Below are 17,235 nucleotides of genomic sequence, written 5' to 3'. Positions count from 1 at the left end.
GACGATTACTCCTCTCATTTGAGGGGAGTAGTTCCCGCTTAAATCACTTTAAAATACTCGTCAAATCGGCTTTTAGGTCGATTCTTGCCACTATCTTTCGGCACTTAACTGGCATTATTATCAATGAAAAGTAGCGTGTCATTCACATATCTAATGGGTTGCCGATTGGAGCAATATATTTTCTGAATACCATTAAAATCCTATGTGAATTCATAAACTTGATGTTCATCACGCTTTGTTTAATTCGCTCTTTCTAATGTACCCAAACATCGCTTCGTTTCATCATTGTTGGTTGCAGATTTCTCTGACTCTTACTCATCCCTTATCAGTGTTGGTTTTGCATATGTAGCACGTCTATGTCGTGCAGCTGATTTTCTCTCTGTTTTCCATGTTTCACTTTCATAACTGGAAGGTTAGTTTCCAAGTTTGTTTGGTGAGCTTTCTATTTCTACTCCTCATAATGCGCCAAATGTAACAATGTATTTCAAAGTGTAACAATTAAGTCACGTTTTCTGTGTGGTTTTAACTCGGCAGTAACGGGCTCGATTGCATTGCTTTTTGAGATGCGTCGTTTCACATGCTCAACACATAAATATTCTAATGACCATGACAACCAGTACTCGGGCGTTCGCTTCGAGGCTGGATAACCATCGAGAAAGTTAATGGAAGCTTCAAGATATAAACGCATTTTATCGAGAGCAAATCTGTCGAGGATTGGTTTGGTGGGAACCGTCCTGATGCTCGAAGGATGTAACTCCGCATTGCTCGACCCAAAAGGTAGCGTTGGCGTTCAGGAAAAGGAGCTGATCATCACGGCTCTATTACTGATGCTAATAGTCGTCATCCCCGTGATTCTGATGACCATCTACTTTGCTTATAGATACCGCGAAAGCAATACCACAGAAGAGTATGCACCTGACTGGGCGCACTCAACCAAGATTGAAATAGTGGTATGGACGATTCCAATCATCATTATTGCGATTCTTGCCACCATCACTTGGCGAACAACACACGAACTAGAGCCTTCCAAGCCTCTGGAAAGTGATGTGCAACCTATGGTGATCGAAGTGGTCTCCCTGGACTGGAAGTGGCTATTCATCTATCCGGAGCAACACATTGCAACGGTTAACTATGTTGCGTTCCCAAAAGATGTTCCGGTGACGTTTAAGCTGACTTCAGACAACATCATGAACGCGTTCTTTATTCCGCGTCTTGGTTCGCAGATCTACGCGATGCCGGGAATGGTGACCAAGCTGAATTTGATTGCTAACCATGAAGGTGACTTCAAAGGCTTTGCATCGAACTACAGTGGCAAAGGGTTCTCTCAGATGAAATTCACTGCATCAGCGATGCCTGATCAAGTGGCATTTCTAAACTGGGTGGAAAAAGTGAAAGCAAGCCCAGACCGTATTGAAGATTGGGAGCAGTTCCGTTCATTGGCAGCGCCAAGTGTGGCTGAACCTGTAACTTTGTTCTCCAGTATCCCACCATTTTTATTCACCGATGTCGTGACCCAGCACCCTGGCTCAATGAACTGTTTGCGGGAAACCCAAGGATAATCGTCATGTTTGGAAGATTAACTCTAGACTCAATTCCCTACCACGAACCCATTATTTTGGTCACGTTAACCATGATTGCTTTAGTGGGCAGTTTAGTGGTGTACGCGGTCACTAAAGCCGGTAAGTGGCAATACCTTTGGAATGAATGGTTTACGTCTGTAGACCACAAAAAACTGGGCTTCATGTACATTGCTGTGGCAATGGTGATGTTAGTTCGTGGCTTTGCTGATGCGGTAATGATGCGTAGTCAGCAATTGCTTTCTGCAGCTGGTGAGACCGGCTATTTACCGCCACATCATTATGACCAGATCTTCACGGCTCACGGCGTGATCATGATTTTCTTCGTAGCGATGCCCTTGGTTATCGGCTTGATGAACATCATTGTGCCGCTGCAAATTGGCGCTCGTGATGTTGCATTCCCTTATCTGAATAACTTGAGCTTCTGGCTGTTTGTCGTGGGTATTATCCTAACCAACATGTCGCTGGGCTTAGGTGAGTTTGGACGCACAGGTTGGTTGGCGTATCCGCCGCTCTCTGGCATTGAGGCAAGCCCGGGAGTCGGGGTCGACTATTGGATATGGGCACTGCAAATATCTGGTGTCGGTACAACGTTAACGGGTGTAAACTTCTTCGCGACTATTTTGCGCATGCGTACTCCGTCTATGCCAATGATGAAGATGCCAGTGTTCACATGGGCATCTCTGTGTGCCAACATCCTGATAATCATCTCTTTCCCAATCCTAACGGTAACCATCGCGCTACTGACTTTGGATAGATACATCGGCACGCACTTTTTCACCAATGATCTTGGTGGCAACGTGATGATGTATGTGAACCTAATTTGGGCATGGGGACACCCTGAGGTGTATATCCTTATCTTGCCTATCTTCGGTGTGTTTTCTGAAGTGACTGCGACTTTCTCTCGCAAAAAACTGTTTGGTTATACATCACTGGTATGGGCGACGGTCGCTATCACAATCCTTGCGTTTGTGGTTTGGCTGCATCACTTCTTCACTATGGGTTCAGGCGCAAATGTGAATGCTTTCTTCGGCATCGCCACCATGATTATCTCTATCCCGACCGGGGTTAAGATCTTCAACTGGCTATTCACCATGTACAAAGGACGTATTCGCTTTACTACACCAATGATGTGGACGGTCGGTTTCCTAATCACCTTTACTGTAGGTGGTATGACGGGCGTATTGATGGCGGTACCGGGCGCAGACTTCATACTGCATAACTCTGTATTTCTGATTGCGCACTTCCACAACGTAATCATTGGTGGCGTTGTGTTCGGTTGTTTTGCAGCGATTGGTTACTGGTTCCCGAAAGCGACCGGTTTCACTCTGAACGAGCTTTGGGGTAAACGCGCATTCTACTGCTGGATCATCGGTTTCTTGATGGCGTTCTTGCCGCTTTACGCTCTGGGCTTTATGGGCATGACGCGTCGTTTGAGCCAAGACATTAACCCTGAATTCTTCCCACTACTGGCGGTTGCAGCTGCAGGTACGGGCGTGATTGCGATGGGTGTTGTGTGTCAATTCGTACAGATTTACGTGAGTGTTCGTGACCGCGACCAGAACCGAGATCTAACGGGTGACCCATGGGGTGGACGCACATTTGAATGGGCAACGTCTTCACCACCGCCGTTCTACAACTTTGCGAAATTGCCTAAGGGCGATGAGATCGATTCGTTCTGGTATCAAAAGCAAAGTGGTGAGTTTGACCCAACTCAGGAAGAAGAATATGAACGTATTCACATGCCGAAGAACACACCGACAGGCATTTACGTGTCTGCATGGGCGTTAGCATTTGGCTTCGCAATGATTTGGTACATCTGGTGGTTAGCAGCTGCAAGTCTAGTGGGTATCGTAGTGACGTGTATTCAGCACAGCTACAACGACGATGTGGACTACTACGTGGAAGTTGAAGAGATCAAAGCGATTGAAGCGGCTCGACGTGCACAGCTTGAAGAAGCGAAGAAACAGTCAGTGAAAGGCGACAACTCTGGTCGTGGTAACAGCGCTGACAGTGATAACAACGACAATAAAGATGATTTGGAGACGACGTATGCAAGCTAATACTCCGTCACACACTTATGATCTTGCACACTCGCATGATCATCACCACGAAGCTGCGGGCAATAAGTTGTTTGGCTTCTGGGTTTACTTAATGAGTGACTGTGTCCTGTTTGCCACGCTTTTCGCGACTTATACCGTGTTAGAAAGTGGCTCTATTGCAGGACCAACGGGCAAAGACATCTTCGAACTTCCGTTCGTGTTTGTGGAAACCATGATGCTGCTGTTCAGTAGTATCACTTTCGGTTTTGGCATGATTGCAATGAAGCGCAAAGACGTTACCGGACTTAAGCGATGGATAAAAGTCACTTTCGTATTGGGCTTAGCCTTTATCTGTATGGAAGTGTATGAATTCCATCACTTGATTGCAGAAGGCTATGGCCCTCAAGAGAGTGCGTTTCTTTCTGCGTTCTTTACCTTGGTTTGCACACACGGTTTGCACGTAACGTTCGGTCTTATCTGGATGGCGGTAGCTTATCACCAGCTTTCAACCAAAGGCTTGAACGACAACATGTCGATGCGTTTCCAGTGCTTGAGCTTGTTCTGGCATTTCCTTGATATTGTTTGGATTTGTGTATTTACCATCGTGTACTTAATGGGGGTGATGTAATGGAACAGCATCTAGATAGCGGTGCAACGGATTACGTGAAAGGCTTTATTGCGTCACTGATTCTGACCATTATTCCGTTCTACATCGTGTGGGCACATGCGCTTCCAAGCGCGGAAACTTACGTGATTTTGTTCGGTTGTGCGCTGGTGCAAATCTTTGTGCACTTTAAGTACTTCTTGCATATGGAAGCGAAATCGTCCGATGGGCGTTGGAACTTAGTTTCACTGATGTTTACCGCCATTGTTGTATTGATTCTTATCGCCGGCTCGGTATGGATCATCTACAACATGAACGTCAACATGAAGTTGTAGGCCAAGGTATGCTGAAAAAATATTTGTCTATTACCAAACCGGGCATCATTTTCGGCAACCTGATTTCTGTTGCGGCGGGGTTCTTCCTCGCTGCAAAAACAGAACCAGCCAGTGCGATGTTGTTGCTGACGACTTTAGCGGGTGTAGGGTTTGTGATTGCATCAGGTTGCGTGGTGAACAACATCTTTGATCGAGATATCGACCAGAAAATGAAACGTACCCAGAACCGTGAATTGGTTCAGGGCAATATCAACACAGACGTCGCATTTATCTATGCGTTAGTTATGTTGTTGGCAGGCACAGCGTTGCTGTTTCAATTTGTTAATCCGATGTCTGCGGTTGTGGTTTTGCTTGGCTATGTGTTTTACGTCTTTTTCTACACCATGTGGTACAAGCGTAATTCGGTTTACGGCACCTTAGTGGGTAGTATCTCTGGTGCGGTTCCGCCTCTAGTTGGCTACCTTGGCGTAACTAACTACCTGAGCTTAGGAGCAGTTCTTCTGTTCGTCATGTTCTGCTTATGGCAAATGCCACATTCGTATGCGATTGCGATGTTTCGCATTCAAGACTACCGCGATGCAGGCATTCCTGTACTCCCAGTCAAAGAGGGTGTGGATAAGGCGCACAAACATATGAAAGCGTACGTGGTTGCTTTTGGCGCGGTTGCTCTTGGGTTATTTTTACTCGGAGAAGCGGGTTACGAATACCTAGCGGTGTCGGCGGCGGTTTGCTTTATGTGGACCAAAGTGACATTCCACAAAGTCGATTGCCTCAACTACATCCAATGGTCAAAGACAGTATTCAAGGTATCTCTGCTGGTGGTCATGAGCATCAGCGGTGTGCTCGGACTGGAATTGATTCCGTTGTCTGCACTTTTTTGATTTAAGTTTGTCGTTGAGCCCTCAATGTTATGAAGTCCGAGGGTTTGACGACCTTTTATCTATGCCGCTTTAAGCTATCACCCTTCAAAAATGTCACTAAACCAATCTTCAAGTTGCTCTCGTTTATCTAGGGGGCCATTGATGATCACTAGGCCGTTTAGTGTTGCGTGATCCCAAGAGATGGTTCCCGTCGCTAGCGCATCGAATACATCCAATTCAGTAATCATTAGTAGGTCTTGCTCGGTAGGCAAGGTGTCTCTACCTGATACATCGACACCTTTCTCAAGATGAACTTGGCTGTAATGACCTTTAATCGCCTCGAATAGATTGAACTCTATTTTGCTTGGATAGGGCTTCGCAAGCGCGGCCTTGATTGCAAAGAGTCGAAAGTGATCGGGTTTATCTAGGTTGTTGAATTCATCATCTTGTCTAGCTGTGATGACGTTGCCAAACACCTCGAGTGAACCGGGCTCTGTCACTAAACTAAATCCGGTATCTTGGTGAAGACCACAAGCGAAAGTGAGGGAAGATGTGAGTGAAAGAATGAGAGCAAATCGTTTTAGCATGTGTGAACCTTAAACGAAGTAGGGCAGTTTCCTTACTTCAACAATAGAACTAGGTCGTTGAGTGAAGGTTGCGAACTGTACCAATAAATAAACGATAAAGGGACCACAATGGGTCCCTAAGTTATCGGCTCGCCATCCTTAGCATGCCTTTGCTTGGTGTCTATCCAATTAACGAACGATGAGCATGATCTCTTCTGGAGTCATTGCTTTATCGAAGTAGCTCATGAATTGACCGAAACCTTTGATGTCGCCATTCGAGAACTTGAATGCACCAGACTGCAAGTTGGTACCAATCACTTGCTGAGCGTTAGGGCCAGCAATCAAGATTTGGTTCAACACTGCACGAGTGGTGTCGATCTGAACGTCTGCACCTTTCACTGCTTCTTCGTGTAATTGAGCAATACCGTTACGGATTTCGATAGTGAATGCTTCGTTCGTATCCGAGAAGTTGTACGTTAGCATCATGTTCACGTCTAACGAGTTCTCAGCGATAAGTGTTGAAGTCATCATGTCGAAGATCTGCTTGCTTGGTAGTGCAGTAAGAACGTCAACAGAAGCGAAGCTAATCATGTTAGAGAAGTCACGCTTGTTCTCTAGTTCAGCGGCAGCGTTAAGTGCCCAGTTACGCCAGTTGATGTTCACTTGGTCTGCAGCCCATGCTTTGTAAGCTTGTGCTTTCATTTCGCGAGCTTCCATATCTTGTTTGTTTACCGTGATAGGGTAAGACAGAATTTCTGCTGCAAATGTGTAGTTCTCAGCCTTAATTGCTGCTTGTGCAGTTTTAAGGATGTTGTCACGACCGCCCATAACCTCTACGAATGCTTTCGCACGTTGCTCGTAGGCCATTGGTTCTAGTTGCCACGGATCTGCTTCGAAGAAACCGTTGTAACCTACGTAAATCTGACGCACGGCGTGTGCAACCGTACCGTAGTGCTCGCCTAGCCAAGGGTGTTCAGCAAGGTGCTTAGGAAGTTTAACTACTTCAACTAGCTCGTCTGGCGTCATACCTTTGTTCATGTAACGGATAGTTTGGTCATGCGTGTATTGAATCGCATCACGGTAAGCCGTTAGCACGTTAGAAACCGCTTCTTTGCCTTCAACAGGGCGACCGTGCGAGTTAATCATGATCTCAGTGTCGAACTTACGCATTACATCAATGCCCTTGAACCACATTGATGGATCGCGGAATTTAGTACCACGGATGGTGTGAAGGTTAGGGAAGTTTTCACCTTGAAGTACTTCAGCCGCGTGCAGGATTTTTTGGTCCGGGAAGTAAACCACTAATTCATCTTTGGTTTCAGAAGGCACGTTCTCAATGTGCATTTTCACGCCAGCAATTTCGATTTCGATGTGGCTTTGGCTTGGTACCAGTAGGTTCGGTTCAATGAACGAGATAGCACCCTGCATGAAACGAGGACCAAGGCCGTCGTTTACTGTGCCGTGTTCCCCTTCTTCTACGTGCTTAGCACCTGTGTAAGATGTACGGTGACCAAATAGAGTACCTAGGTTTGAAGACCAGTTAGCAACCGCTGCGGTCAAACCTTCTTCTGCTATGATTTTAACTTCACCAGACGCCACTTCTTCGTCAGTTACCCATGCACGCACACCAGAAATATGGTCGATGTGGTTGTGAGAGTAGATGATTGCTTTAACTGGCTTATCAGTGATTTGTCGGAACTGCTCTTTAACCGATTGAGCCATTTCTACAGACTCGCCTGGGTCGACAATGATGATGCCATCAGTACCTTCGATCATGACTGGAGTGTCTAGACCAAAGCCGTAACCAAGATAAATATTGTCATCCACTTTGATGATTGCTTGGTCCATTTTACGACCATGCTTGGTTAGGATTGGATGAACGTGGTCAGATTCTTCGGTGTAAGCGAGAGATTCGCCCGTTTTAGAAACAACCTGGATGCGCTCGCCTTTGCCCCAGAACATGTTTGACTTGTGTTCGAATAGAACCTCGCTTTTGTAGCGCGCATCAAGATCGATGTTTTGGTATTGAGCTGCGTTTGCCGTTTGAAGTTCTTGGCCGACTTTCGATGTCGCTTCTACAACGGGTGTTGCAGACGCAAAGCCAGCCGCAAATAGAGCGCTTGCGATAGCAACAGGAAGCGCCATTTTCTTAAATGTATTAGTCATGATAGTGACCTTATATTTGGATACAGGAATTGGATTTCTTGAATCAAATGATAGAGGTGGAAGAGGTCGCTATCTACGCGTTAAAAGGATTTCAATCTATCGTTTTTTCGATGATTTATTTACTTAATGATTATATTGGCGATTTGTATTGATCTAAATCAATTAGTCAGTCGAGCTTGTCTCAGATACAAAAATGCCCCGAAACTCGGGGCATTTGGACTGCAATTTATCGCTTACTAAGAGCTTGAGTTCTTACCAAGCACCTAAGTATGACTTGTAAGATTGTAGGCGAACGGTTGCTGCGCCGATCACATCGATGAAGCCCCAGAATGGATGTGGTTTCTCTGCCGAGATCCAAGCTGCGCCAGCTGAACCAATTGGGATATTGAAACCTTCTGGTTCGATGATCTCAAGTACGATAGTACGACCTAATCCATTACCGTTTCTTACCACGTGTTGACCAACACTTTGTGGCCCTTGGAATGGTGAAATGGCTGCTTCGCCTGTACCTGTCGTGAAGCTGTGTACTTTTGCTCTGAAAACATGACCAGGGTATGCATCAACGAAAAATTCCGCGAAGTCACCTTTTTGAACATATCCGTAGGTTTGATCAGAAACACGCATTTCCAAAAACTTCTTGTTGGTGTTGTAAAGGTGCATGTTACCCATTACTGAACCTTCAGCAATGTTCACAATAGCGACTTGGCCATCGAACTCAGCACGAATCGTCTTTTTGTCTTGCGCCCAATTTACTTTTTGAAGATCGGCAACCAGCGAGTTTAGTTCTGCGTTCATTACACGTAAATCAGAATCGTATTTTTCAACATCACGAGCATTGAAGATCTCTGGTGATGTTTCAGTACGCTCAAGATCTCGTGTCATCTGTTTGATCTGTTCTTCTTTCTTAACAATCTCAGATTCGATTTTCGCTTTGTCAGCAGCAGAGTTAATGTCGACGAGTGTGTAAATCACATCGTTCTCTTTTACCATTTGGTTATGGTCAACATGGATTTCATCAATCTGCTGGCCAAACACTGGTGACATCACCGCATGTGGTGCTTTTACTGTGGTTGAATTCGTTAAATCAACCGGTGCCCACAAGCGAGAGATAACCGCTAATACCGTAAGAATCGTAACACCGCCAATGGCAGCCCAAGTGTAGTTTTTGAAGTTCTTCTTAAGTGCGCCTGTCGCAAACAGTGACCATACAATTAGGATGTATGGAATCAGCATCTCTTTCATTATGCGACCTCTTTATCTGTTGGAGTTTTTTCTTTTGAAGATAGAGCTTCTAAAGACTGTTCTACTGGAGCCTGTTTCGTGTGAGACGGCTCTGCTGCAGGTGTTTCGGGTGATGTTTGGACTGCGGCAGTCTCTGCATTAGCCGCGTCTTGTTTAGGTTGAACACCACGGCGAATTACATCACTCAGTGATTGACCAATATGTTTCCAGTTCGCTAATGCGATAACCAAGGCGATAACCCAGAATGTTTTGCTGATGAAGAGCCCGCAAAGTGACAGTGCAAAAACGATTTGTACGTGAGCGCTTTTATGCTCTTTTGCTTTATGCACACCCAACTCGTGCAATTGCCACATACCGTAAACACCGGCTAATACCACAGCAATTGTTACTGAGAACAAGTAACCAGAGAAATATTCCGTCTGGAAGAAGTTCATCATCATTTCATTGGGATGGTTGTTGAATTGAGACATGTCGATGTCTTTTGAATGGATAGTGCCTAGTGGTGCAAGAGCCCATGCACCACCAAACATCACTGCCATAAACAGGCAGAATTTAATCAAGACCATCACAACGGCCCAGATTTTCTGGAAAACGATTTTTATAAAGTTCATATCTCAACCTACATAAATAAGAAGAGAGAATTTGCAGCCTAGAAGTCTAACTTTTAATGACATCTTAAAAAGTAGATGTCTATTATGTGGGTAGATTGGTGCGCATAATAAACAAAAGTAATAGATGGTATTTAAAGCGATGCTACTCCGTCCAGACAACCGATTCTCGGTTTCAAGAAGCGAATATGCTTCCCCACAAACCAATTCTTATTAGTAGTCAGAAATGCAGGCTGGATGACTATGTCATACAGAATGAAATATTAGATTCGCTCTGCTAACTATTGTCTTCGTTACTTGTTATACCTCGGCTGTCGAGGGGCTCTTCCATGGCAATTGACATAGTGTTGTGAAACATTTGTCAGCATTCTGTTTGGGTTAAGAATTGATTTGTTGGCAGGATAATAAGAAGAGTTTTGAACAGTATCTACCCAGAATTACGATTTGATAATATCGTAATTACGATGAGTTACTATCACTCTAAATCGGTAGGTTGAATTATTTGCTAGCGCTCAAATTCGGCTTGAAAACATCGGCGGTTAAATTGGTTTGGATCAATGAAATGACTAATAAAAGCATCAATAAGGCATTTATATAAAATTAATCTTTTTACACGCTTCTTACAATAAAAAGAGCAATAGAAACGAAGGATGGCGATATATAACTGATAGTCGGTTTCTGAGTATTGGTAAAATACGTTCTTGTTTACGGTTGAACGCTGAATTCGAAATATTGTAGCTTTAATTGCTCAAATGTATATCTAGAAGGGGCTGAACACAGTGTCACGATAAGCGAGACAATATCGTATTGTTTATGTTCTATTGAGTGTGTAATCTAACCCAATAAAATGCGATGTTGAATGGGGATGAAACATTGCAGCTGAAGAGTTGATATGGAAAGGCCTAGCGGATAGCTAGGCCTTGATTTGGAGCACTATTGAAGCCATGTGTCAGGCATAGTGCTTTATTCATTGATAATTGACGAAAGAGCCGAAGTGCTGCTTTACAGGAAGCGGTAGTTCGCTTGCATGCCAAAGAAGTGTGCGCTGTTGTCATAAGTGCCTATAACTCGGCCGTTCGCATAATTCAGTTCAGGCTCGTCAAGATCGATGTAATCGTAGTAAGCGCGTAGTTCCCAGCTCTTGTTTAGCGCATAGGTGGCACCTGCGCCAATACGCTTGGTTTCGCCCACAGGAAGATCCATATATTGATGATTTGGGTCATCTTGAGGAGAGGTTTCGTAGCTGATACCTGTTTCAAGTCGCAAGGTTGGGGTGATTTGGTAATGAGTACCTATCGCTAGATTCCAAACATCGTCAAAGCTACGATCAACAATCTTGGCTGATAGATCATTAATATCTAGCGTGAGATCTGTCCATGTTGATAGATCATACCAAGTCACGCTCCACAGCATGTCCCACTGATCATTGACGGCGTGCACGCCGCTAATTTGGATGTGTTGAGGCATGATAAAGTCGAGCCCAACAGCATGCTTGGTGTTGCTAGCTGAATATTGAAGGTCGCCTTCACCGTAATGAGCAAGTTCAGAGCGATAGATAAAGCCAAAACGGTGTTGTTCGTTCGGTTGGTAAAAGGCACTAAGAGAGTAGCCAACCGTGAAGTCGTCTGCGTCTGCTTTAAATAAGTGTTCAGAATTTATGTCGTCAGCACCGATAAAAGGGTTTAACTCGCCGTTAGCGGTGAGGTATTCAGCATTGACGGAGGCTCCTACTGAAAACTGCTCATTCACTTTGTAAGATATCGAAGGCATCAGTTGAACGGTCATGAATTCAACGTTCTTTAATAAACGCTGTCCAGAAAAGTTATCGCCATAATCTATTCCCGAACCACCTTGAGAAGCTAGAGCAAAACCCGCGTGAAATTTGTCGTTGATAGGAGTGACAAAGTAGAAGCTTCCTACTGGAGCCCAACCGCCAGCATCGATGTTATTGTCAAAACGCTCTTTTGGATTCGTGTCTGAATAGTTGATGTCTGTGTACAGGCCTGCCAGATTGACGGTGAGTTCAGGGTTTTCTAGCTGAGACATAGCGGCAGGGTTAGTCCATGCGGTTAACGCACTTTCAGCTAATGCTGCCGACCCCGCGCCTGCGGTGCTTGCGTTGAGGGAACCAAGCTCAGGAAGAAGGTGAGCCGCAGCCAATACTGGGTTTGAAAGCATCGCGTTACTCGTCATCATCGCAATAGTGATGGCAAGGTAGTGTTTTTTCATGGGGAAGCCTATCAAGAAACTAATTACGCGGGATGTTAGTGTCTCAATTTGGGACTTTAAACGAGGGATTCTTATTTCATTCTATCGTTTTTACGATAGCATGGTGCTCATGGTCGCCTAACGAGTAATGATATATGAGCAACGACATCCCCAACTTCAATCTACTTGCCGTGTTTTCTGCGGTGATGGAGCAGGGCAGTTTAAGTAAAGCTGCGGATCAACTCAGTACCAATCAATCGACCATCAGTACCGCGTTAGCTCGTCTAAAGAAAGAGATTGGCCAAGAGCTTTTTGTTCGCAAAGGAAGAGGTGTTGCGCCTACGTCTTATGCTCAAAGCTTGTATGAACAAATTAAAGCGCCGATCAATGAACTCAATGGCGTGTTTCAGTCGATGGCTAATTTTGATGAGCAATCTTCTGAGCGTAAGTTTGTTATTTCTGCACCTGAGCACTTACAGTGGGTTCTGCTCAATAGTTTCGCGGCGTTTCCTAATCAAAACTTGTCGCTGGAAGTCTTTGATCAACCAGACAGTGATGAGCGCATTTACGAAGATCTTTTGACGCAAGAGTTCGATGCGATGATCGATATTGTGGTGCCTGAACACCCAAGTATCGTCAGTGAAACACTTTATGAAGGCGAGTTTGTGATCGTGTGTCGAGCTGATCACCCGCGAATTCAAGGTGAAATCAGCGAAGCTCAGTTCCTAAGTGAAAAGCACGCCGTATTAGACAGAACGCGACGCAAAGTTCGCAGTTTGAATCACTACACTTCTTTGGATCTGTCCCAGCGTAAAATCGTATTTCATGGGCGTTCACTGTTCAGTAATATCTTGCTGTGTAGCCAATCCGATTACATCACTGTCGTGCCTTTATCTATGGCCGTGCAGTTTCAAGAAAAGTTAAGTTTACAGCTGTTCAAGCCACCCTTTGAATATAAGCCGATGTCTCACTATCTGATTTGGTTGAAGAAGCAGAACAGCGACCCCGCTCATAAATGGTTCAGAGAACAAGTCATCAGTACATCAGACTCAATGTCGAAGGCGCTTAAAGATAGGCGGTTGCGATTTTAATTGAGAGTCTAAATCTAAGGGGAGCATTGGCTTCCCTTTTTTGTGTCGTTTAGTTGGTACTAGCCAATATTTTAATAATAAAAAATTATTAAAATGAGAATGTTTAATAATTTCACTGATTTGTGTGTGTTCAGTAATATACCTAGCAACAGAGAAATAGGTGGCCTCAAGGTTTACCTCAACGAACATTACTTGGCTTCATACGATGAGTTAGCTTTATGCGATGAGGCTGAGATTAAAGTATCAAGGGCGAAATATGAAATTCCTACACACAATGATCCGAGTTACTGATTTAGATAAGTCTATCGAGTTCTACACCAAGGTATTGGGAATGAAGGAACTTGAACGCCATGAAAACAAAGACTTCCGCTACACATTGGTTTTTGTTGGCTACGAGCAAGGCGGCACGACTATCGAGCTAACGTACAACTGGGATACTTACGAGTACGAGATGGGCAGCGCGTTTGGTCATCTGGCATTGGGTGTAGAAGATATTTACGCAGCATGCGACAAGATCAAATCGCTAGGTGGCAACGTCACTCGCGAAGCGGGTCCAGTGAAAGGCGGTTCAACTCATATCGCTTTCATTACTGACCCAGACGGCTACCAAATCGAACTGATTCAACTAGGTTAATCGAGGATATAACAATGACAAACGCACTATTTCAACCAATTCAACTTGGTAATATCGAGCTTAAAAACCGTATTGTTATGCCACCGATGACGCGTTCTCGCGCAACGCAACCTGGTAATTCAGCAAACGACATGATGGCGGCTTACTACGCTCAACGCGCTTCTGCAGGTTTGATTATTGCGGAAGGCACACAAATTTCACCTATGGGCCAAGGTTACGCTTGGACTCCGGGTATCTATTCTGACGAGCAGATAGCTGGTTGGAAAAAAGTGACTGGTGCTGTACATGAAAAAGAGGGCGTTATCTTCGCTCAACTTTGGCATGTAGGCCGTGTAACACACCCGGACAACATTGGTGGCGAACAACCAATTTCGTCTTCTGCACTTAAAGCAGAAAACGTGAAAGTATTCATCGATAACGGTACTGATGAACCGGGTTTTGTTGATGTGGTTGAGCCTCGTGAGATGACTAAACAAGACATTAACGAAGTCGTTGAACAGTACCGCCAAGCGGCATTGAACGCGATTGAAGCGGGCTTCGATGGCATTGAACTTCACGCAGCGAATGGCTACTTGGTCAATCAATTCATCGATTCTGAAGCGAATAACCGTACTGACGAATACGGCGGTTCAATTGAAAACCGTTTACGTTTCTTAGGTGAAGTGGTTGAAGCGATGGTTGACGCAATTGGTGCAGACCGTGTTGGTGTACGCCTTGCTCCGTTCACATCGTTGAATGGTACTGTGGACGCTACGCCGGTAGAAACTTACACAGCAGCGGCAGCACTACTTAACCTATACAAAATTGTTTACCTGCACATTGCAGAAGTGGATTGGGACGACGCACCTGAAACGCCAAAAGCATTTAAAGCGGCAGTTCGTGAAGCTTACGATGGTGTCCTTATTTATGCAGGTAAATACGACAGTGAACGTGGCGAAAAAGCGGTAGCTGAAGGTGTAACTGACATGGTTGGCTTTGGTCGTCCATTCGTTGCGAACCCTGACTTACCTGCACGTATTCAAAATGGCTACCCACTTGCGGCGCACGATCCAAACACATTGTTCGGTGGCGCTGAAAAAGGTTTAACAGACTACCCAGAATACGCAGGCTAAAAACAGCTGCTTGAAGCAGGGTATTGAGATAATATCTTGTCCCTGTTGAATGTTTATAAAAAGCAACCTTGCAGAGTCGGGTTGCTTTTTTTGCTATTGGACCAAATAAAATGATGAACGTGAAAGCAATGCGCGGAGAGCTTTACCTCTTATTTGCCACCCTATTAGCTGGGGTTGGGTGGATTGCATCTAAGCTGGTGGTTTTAGAAATGCCAGGGCCGGTGTTCATTGGTGTTCGGTTCCTCGTCGCGAGTCTTATTCTTCTGCCATTTTGTCTTCATTACATTCGAAAGCTTTCGTTTAAGCAGATACTTTCTCTTTGTGGCGTTGGCTTGTTGCTGTCTGCTTCATTGCAGGTATGGGTATTTGCGGTTTCGGTGACGGAGACGTTGTCTGAAGGAGCATTTATCATGAGCCTCGCGATGATCATTGCGCCATTCGTCTCTTGGATACTGTTTCGAGTTAAGCCTAATCGTGCATTTTGGATGTCATTTCCGATTGCGATAATGGGTATGTTATTGCTCACCTTGACCAACGGTTGGCATGTAGAACAAAGTCAGATCTATTTCTTATTTGCTTCAATGCTGTTATCTGTCCACTTTGTGATGAATAAGCGTGTGATCACCAATATAAAGCCGATTGCATCAATTTGTGTGCAGCTGTTTGTGGTGGGTGCAAGTGGCTTAGCGTTCGCTTCAATGACGGCTCAACCTGAGTTCGAGATTACTAAAACCTTGGTTTTCTGGTTCATTGTTTCAGCCGTTGTGGCGACCTCTATTCGCTACCTATTGCAAACGGTAGGGCAGCATTCGGTGAACATGGAAGTGGCGGCGCTGATCATGATTTTAGAGCCGCTTTGGACACTATTACTGAGCGTGAGTATGTTGGGTGAAACCGTTGAGATGCAAAAGCTATTAGGTGGAGCGGTGATCATTGCTTCCCTATTTTGCTACATCAAGTGGTCACGAAAATAAGAAAACCCTCGTTTAGGGCGAGGGTCTATTGAACTAGGTTACTGAGTGGTCGTTGCTGAGTTAGCTTCAAGCTAAATAGCCGCGACCATTTTCTTAAGCAAGCCGATCATCTGTTGCTGCTCATCAGCATCTAATGCGCTCATCAACTCTTTGTTTACGCGAGCGGGTACTGGAATGATATCTTTTTCGAGCTCCTTGCCCTTTTCTGTAAGATAAATTCGGAAAGAACGACGGCTGTTCGGATCCGTTCTTCGTTCGACAAGATCAAGCTTTTCCAATTTATCTAATGTGCGTGTCGTTGTTGAATTTTCTACTTTTGACTTCGCGGCGATATCACGTTGTGTCAGCCCTTCTTCTTCCCAAAGGCACATCAAGGTCGGCCATAATGCGATGGTTAGCCCATACTTTTTCAATTCTACATCGAAATCTTTGCTCGCCTTATTAGCGACGACATTTACTAACCAACCAAAGCTATTTGGTCTGTCAAATTCTTCTGGCATTGTTTGCTACCTAACTCTTTATGACATAACAACTATTGTCATCGTAACTAATACCGATGCAATTAGCACCAACAATGCTTTGCTATTTGAAGAAAAAGCTAATTGAGTGCCATTTTCAAAATTTTCCAATGACGGTGTGTGGTTTTGTTTGCCTGTGATCATGGCTAACACAAGTGGTTTTGAACGTAGCTTATAAGTCATGATTGCCAATAGATGCAGAACGACAAAGACCACCAACATGCGCACTGCAATACCGTGCGCCACGCCTGAAACCTCAAATACAGTATCAGTAATCATAAGTTCCGAGCCTGGAATGGCATCAAAAAGTCCTGCAATGACAAGCCCAGTCATACACTGGACAAATAGAGTCGTGATCATTCCTATTACCATCCACGCACCTAGCGGGTTATGTCCCGGTTTTGGTCGAGCTTTTCCGCGCAAGTAATTCCAAGCAGACTTCGGAGAGCTGATGAATTGAGAAAAACGACTGGTATCGCTGCCTACGATGCCCCAAACCAAGCGCCATAAAATCAAACTGAATAGTGCAAGGCCTAGGTAAACATGAGGGCCTTGTCCGTTGAACCCTGATGCAGCAAGACCAATAAAGAGTGCGGCTTGAAGCCAGTGGTAAAGTCGAGTCGGTAGGTCCCAGATTTTCATAATGCGTTTCCTATTGGTGAATTTGTTCGATGGGGATAATTTACACAACAATAGTT

16 protein-coding genes are annotated in these 17,235 nt (G+C 44.7%); 9 read left to right on the top strand and 7 right to left on the bottom strand.

From position 1 onward, the window contains the following. The first annotated feature begins 662 nt into the window (after positions 1-662). Genes cyoA through cyoE form a run of 5 tightly spaced genes read left to right on the top strand, consistent with a single transcriptional unit; the run spans position 663 to position 5,439 of the window. Positions 663-1,559 carry a ubiquinol oxidase subunit II gene (gene cyoA, locus BCT34_RS07800; protein WP_083702790.1) on the top strand — a complete coding sequence of 299 codons (897 nt, stop codon included), beginning with the start codon at positions 663-665 and terminating at the stop codon, positions 1,557-1,559. Positions 1,560-1,564: 5 nt separating this feature from the next. Further along, positions 1,565-3,640: a cytochrome o ubiquinol oxidase subunit I gene (gene cyoB / locus BCT34_RS07795; RefSeq protein WP_076652787.1), complete on the top strand. Its 2,076-nt coding sequence runs from the start codon at positions 1,565-1,567 to the stop codon at positions 3,638-3,640. Beyond that, positions 3,612-4,247, top strand: a complete 636-nt coding sequence (cyoC, locus tag BCT34_RS07790) for a cytochrome o ubiquinol oxidase subunit III (protein ID WP_241902785.1) — start codon at positions 3,612-3,614, stop codon at positions 4,245-4,247. Before cyoB ends, cyoC begins: the two co-directional genes overlap by 29 nt. Next, the gene (cyoD, locus tag BCT34_RS07785; RefSeq protein WP_052879838.1) at positions 4,247-4,558 is read left to right on the top strand and encodes a cytochrome o ubiquinol oxidase subunit IV; all 312 of its coding nucleotides are present in this window, start codon (positions 4,247-4,249) and stop codon (positions 4,556-4,558) included. The genes cyoC and cyoD overlap by 1 nt, the downstream gene beginning before the upstream one ends. Positions 4,559-4,566: 8 nt before the next feature. Then, a complete protein-coding gene (gene cyoE / locus BCT34_RS07780; RefSeq protein ID WP_198593449.1) occupies positions 4,567-5,439 on the top strand; it encodes a heme o synthase in 873 nt (290 codons plus the stop codon). 77 nt (positions 5,440-5,516) lie between these two features. On the opposite strand, the gene BCT34_RS07775 is transcribed toward cyoE, so the two are convergent. The 5 genes from BCT34_RS07775 to BCT34_RS07755 form a co-directional block, all read right to left on the bottom strand. Continuing rightward, on the bottom strand, positions 5,517-6,005 hold the full coding sequence (locus BCT34_RS07775; protein ID WP_076652794.1) for a hypothetical protein: 489 nt from the start codon (positions 6,003-6,005) through the stop codon (positions 5,517-5,519). A gap of 168 nt (positions 6,006-6,173) precedes the next feature. After that, on the bottom strand, positions 6,174-8,150 hold the full coding sequence (locus BCT34_RS07770; RefSeq protein WP_076652797.1) for an alkyl sulfatase dimerization domain-containing protein: 1,977 nt from the start codon (positions 8,148-8,150) through the stop codon (positions 6,174-6,176). 252 nt (positions 8,151-8,402) lie between these two features. Beyond that, positions 8,403-9,392 (bottom strand): hemolysin D, encoded by a 990-nt coding sequence (locus BCT34_RS07765; protein ID WP_076652799.1) that lies wholly within the window; start codon positions 9,390-9,392, stop codon positions 8,403-8,405. Next, a complete protein-coding gene (locus tag BCT34_RS07760) occupies positions 9,392-10,003 on the bottom strand; it encodes a magnesium transporter (RefSeq protein WP_076652802.1) in 612 nt (203 codons plus the stop codon). Before BCT34_RS07760 ends, BCT34_RS07765 begins: the two co-directional genes overlap by 1 nt. A gap of 999 nt (positions 10,004-11,002) precedes the next feature. Beyond that, positions 11,003-12,229, bottom strand: coding sequence for an outer membrane protein transport protein (locus tag BCT34_RS07755; protein ID WP_076652805.1), 1,227 nt, complete (start codon positions 12,227-12,229; stop codon positions 11,003-11,005). Positions 12,230-12,363: 134 nt separating this feature from the next. Between BCT34_RS07755 and BCT34_RS07750 the strand changes: the two genes are divergently transcribed. From BCT34_RS07750 to BCT34_RS07735, 4 genes are all read left to right on the top strand, one after another. Next, complete coding sequence (locus BCT34_RS07750; protein ID WP_076652807.1) at positions 12,364-13,299, top strand: LysR family transcriptional regulator; 936 nt, start codon at positions 12,364-12,366, stop codon at positions 13,297-13,299. Positions 13,300-13,555: 256 nt separating this feature from the next. Next, positions 13,556-13,933, top strand: a complete 378-nt coding sequence (gene gloA, locus BCT34_RS07745) for a lactoylglutathione lyase (protein WP_076652810.1) — start codon at positions 13,556-13,558, stop codon at positions 13,931-13,933. A 14-nt stretch (positions 13,934-13,947) separates the two neighbouring features. Then, positions 13,948-15,045, top strand: coding sequence for an alkene reductase (locus BCT34_RS07740; RefSeq protein WP_076652813.1), 1,098 nt, complete (start codon positions 13,948-13,950; stop codon positions 15,043-15,045). Between the two features lie 110 nt (positions 15,046-15,155). After that, on the top strand, positions 15,156-16,019 hold the full coding sequence (locus BCT34_RS07735) for a DMT family transporter (protein WP_076652816.1): 864 nt from the start codon (positions 15,156-15,158) through the stop codon (positions 16,017-16,019). Between the two features lie 71 nt (positions 16,020-16,090). Here BCT34_RS07735 and BCT34_RS07730 read toward each other — a convergent pair whose 3' ends face one another. Continuing rightward, the gene (locus tag BCT34_RS07730) at positions 16,091-16,519 is read right to left on the bottom strand and encodes a MarR family transcriptional regulator (RefSeq protein WP_076652819.1); all 429 of its coding nucleotides are present in this window, start codon (positions 16,517-16,519) and stop codon (positions 16,091-16,093) included. A gap of 18 nt (positions 16,520-16,537) precedes the next feature. After that, on the bottom strand, positions 16,538-17,179 hold the full coding sequence (locus BCT34_RS07725; protein WP_076652821.1) for a cytochrome b/b6 domain-containing protein: 642 nt from the start codon (positions 17,177-17,179) through the stop codon (positions 16,538-16,540). Positions 17,180-17,235 lie beyond the last annotated feature (56 nt).

Source organism: Vibrio sp. 10N.261.45.E2, assembly GCF_002875705.1.
Taxonomy (GTDB): Bacteria; Pseudomonadota; Gammaproteobacteria; order Enterobacterales; family Vibrionaceae; genus Vibrio.
The sequence above is the reverse complement of the archived record's forward strand: the minus strand, read 5'-3'. Positions and strand labels throughout refer to the sequence as shown.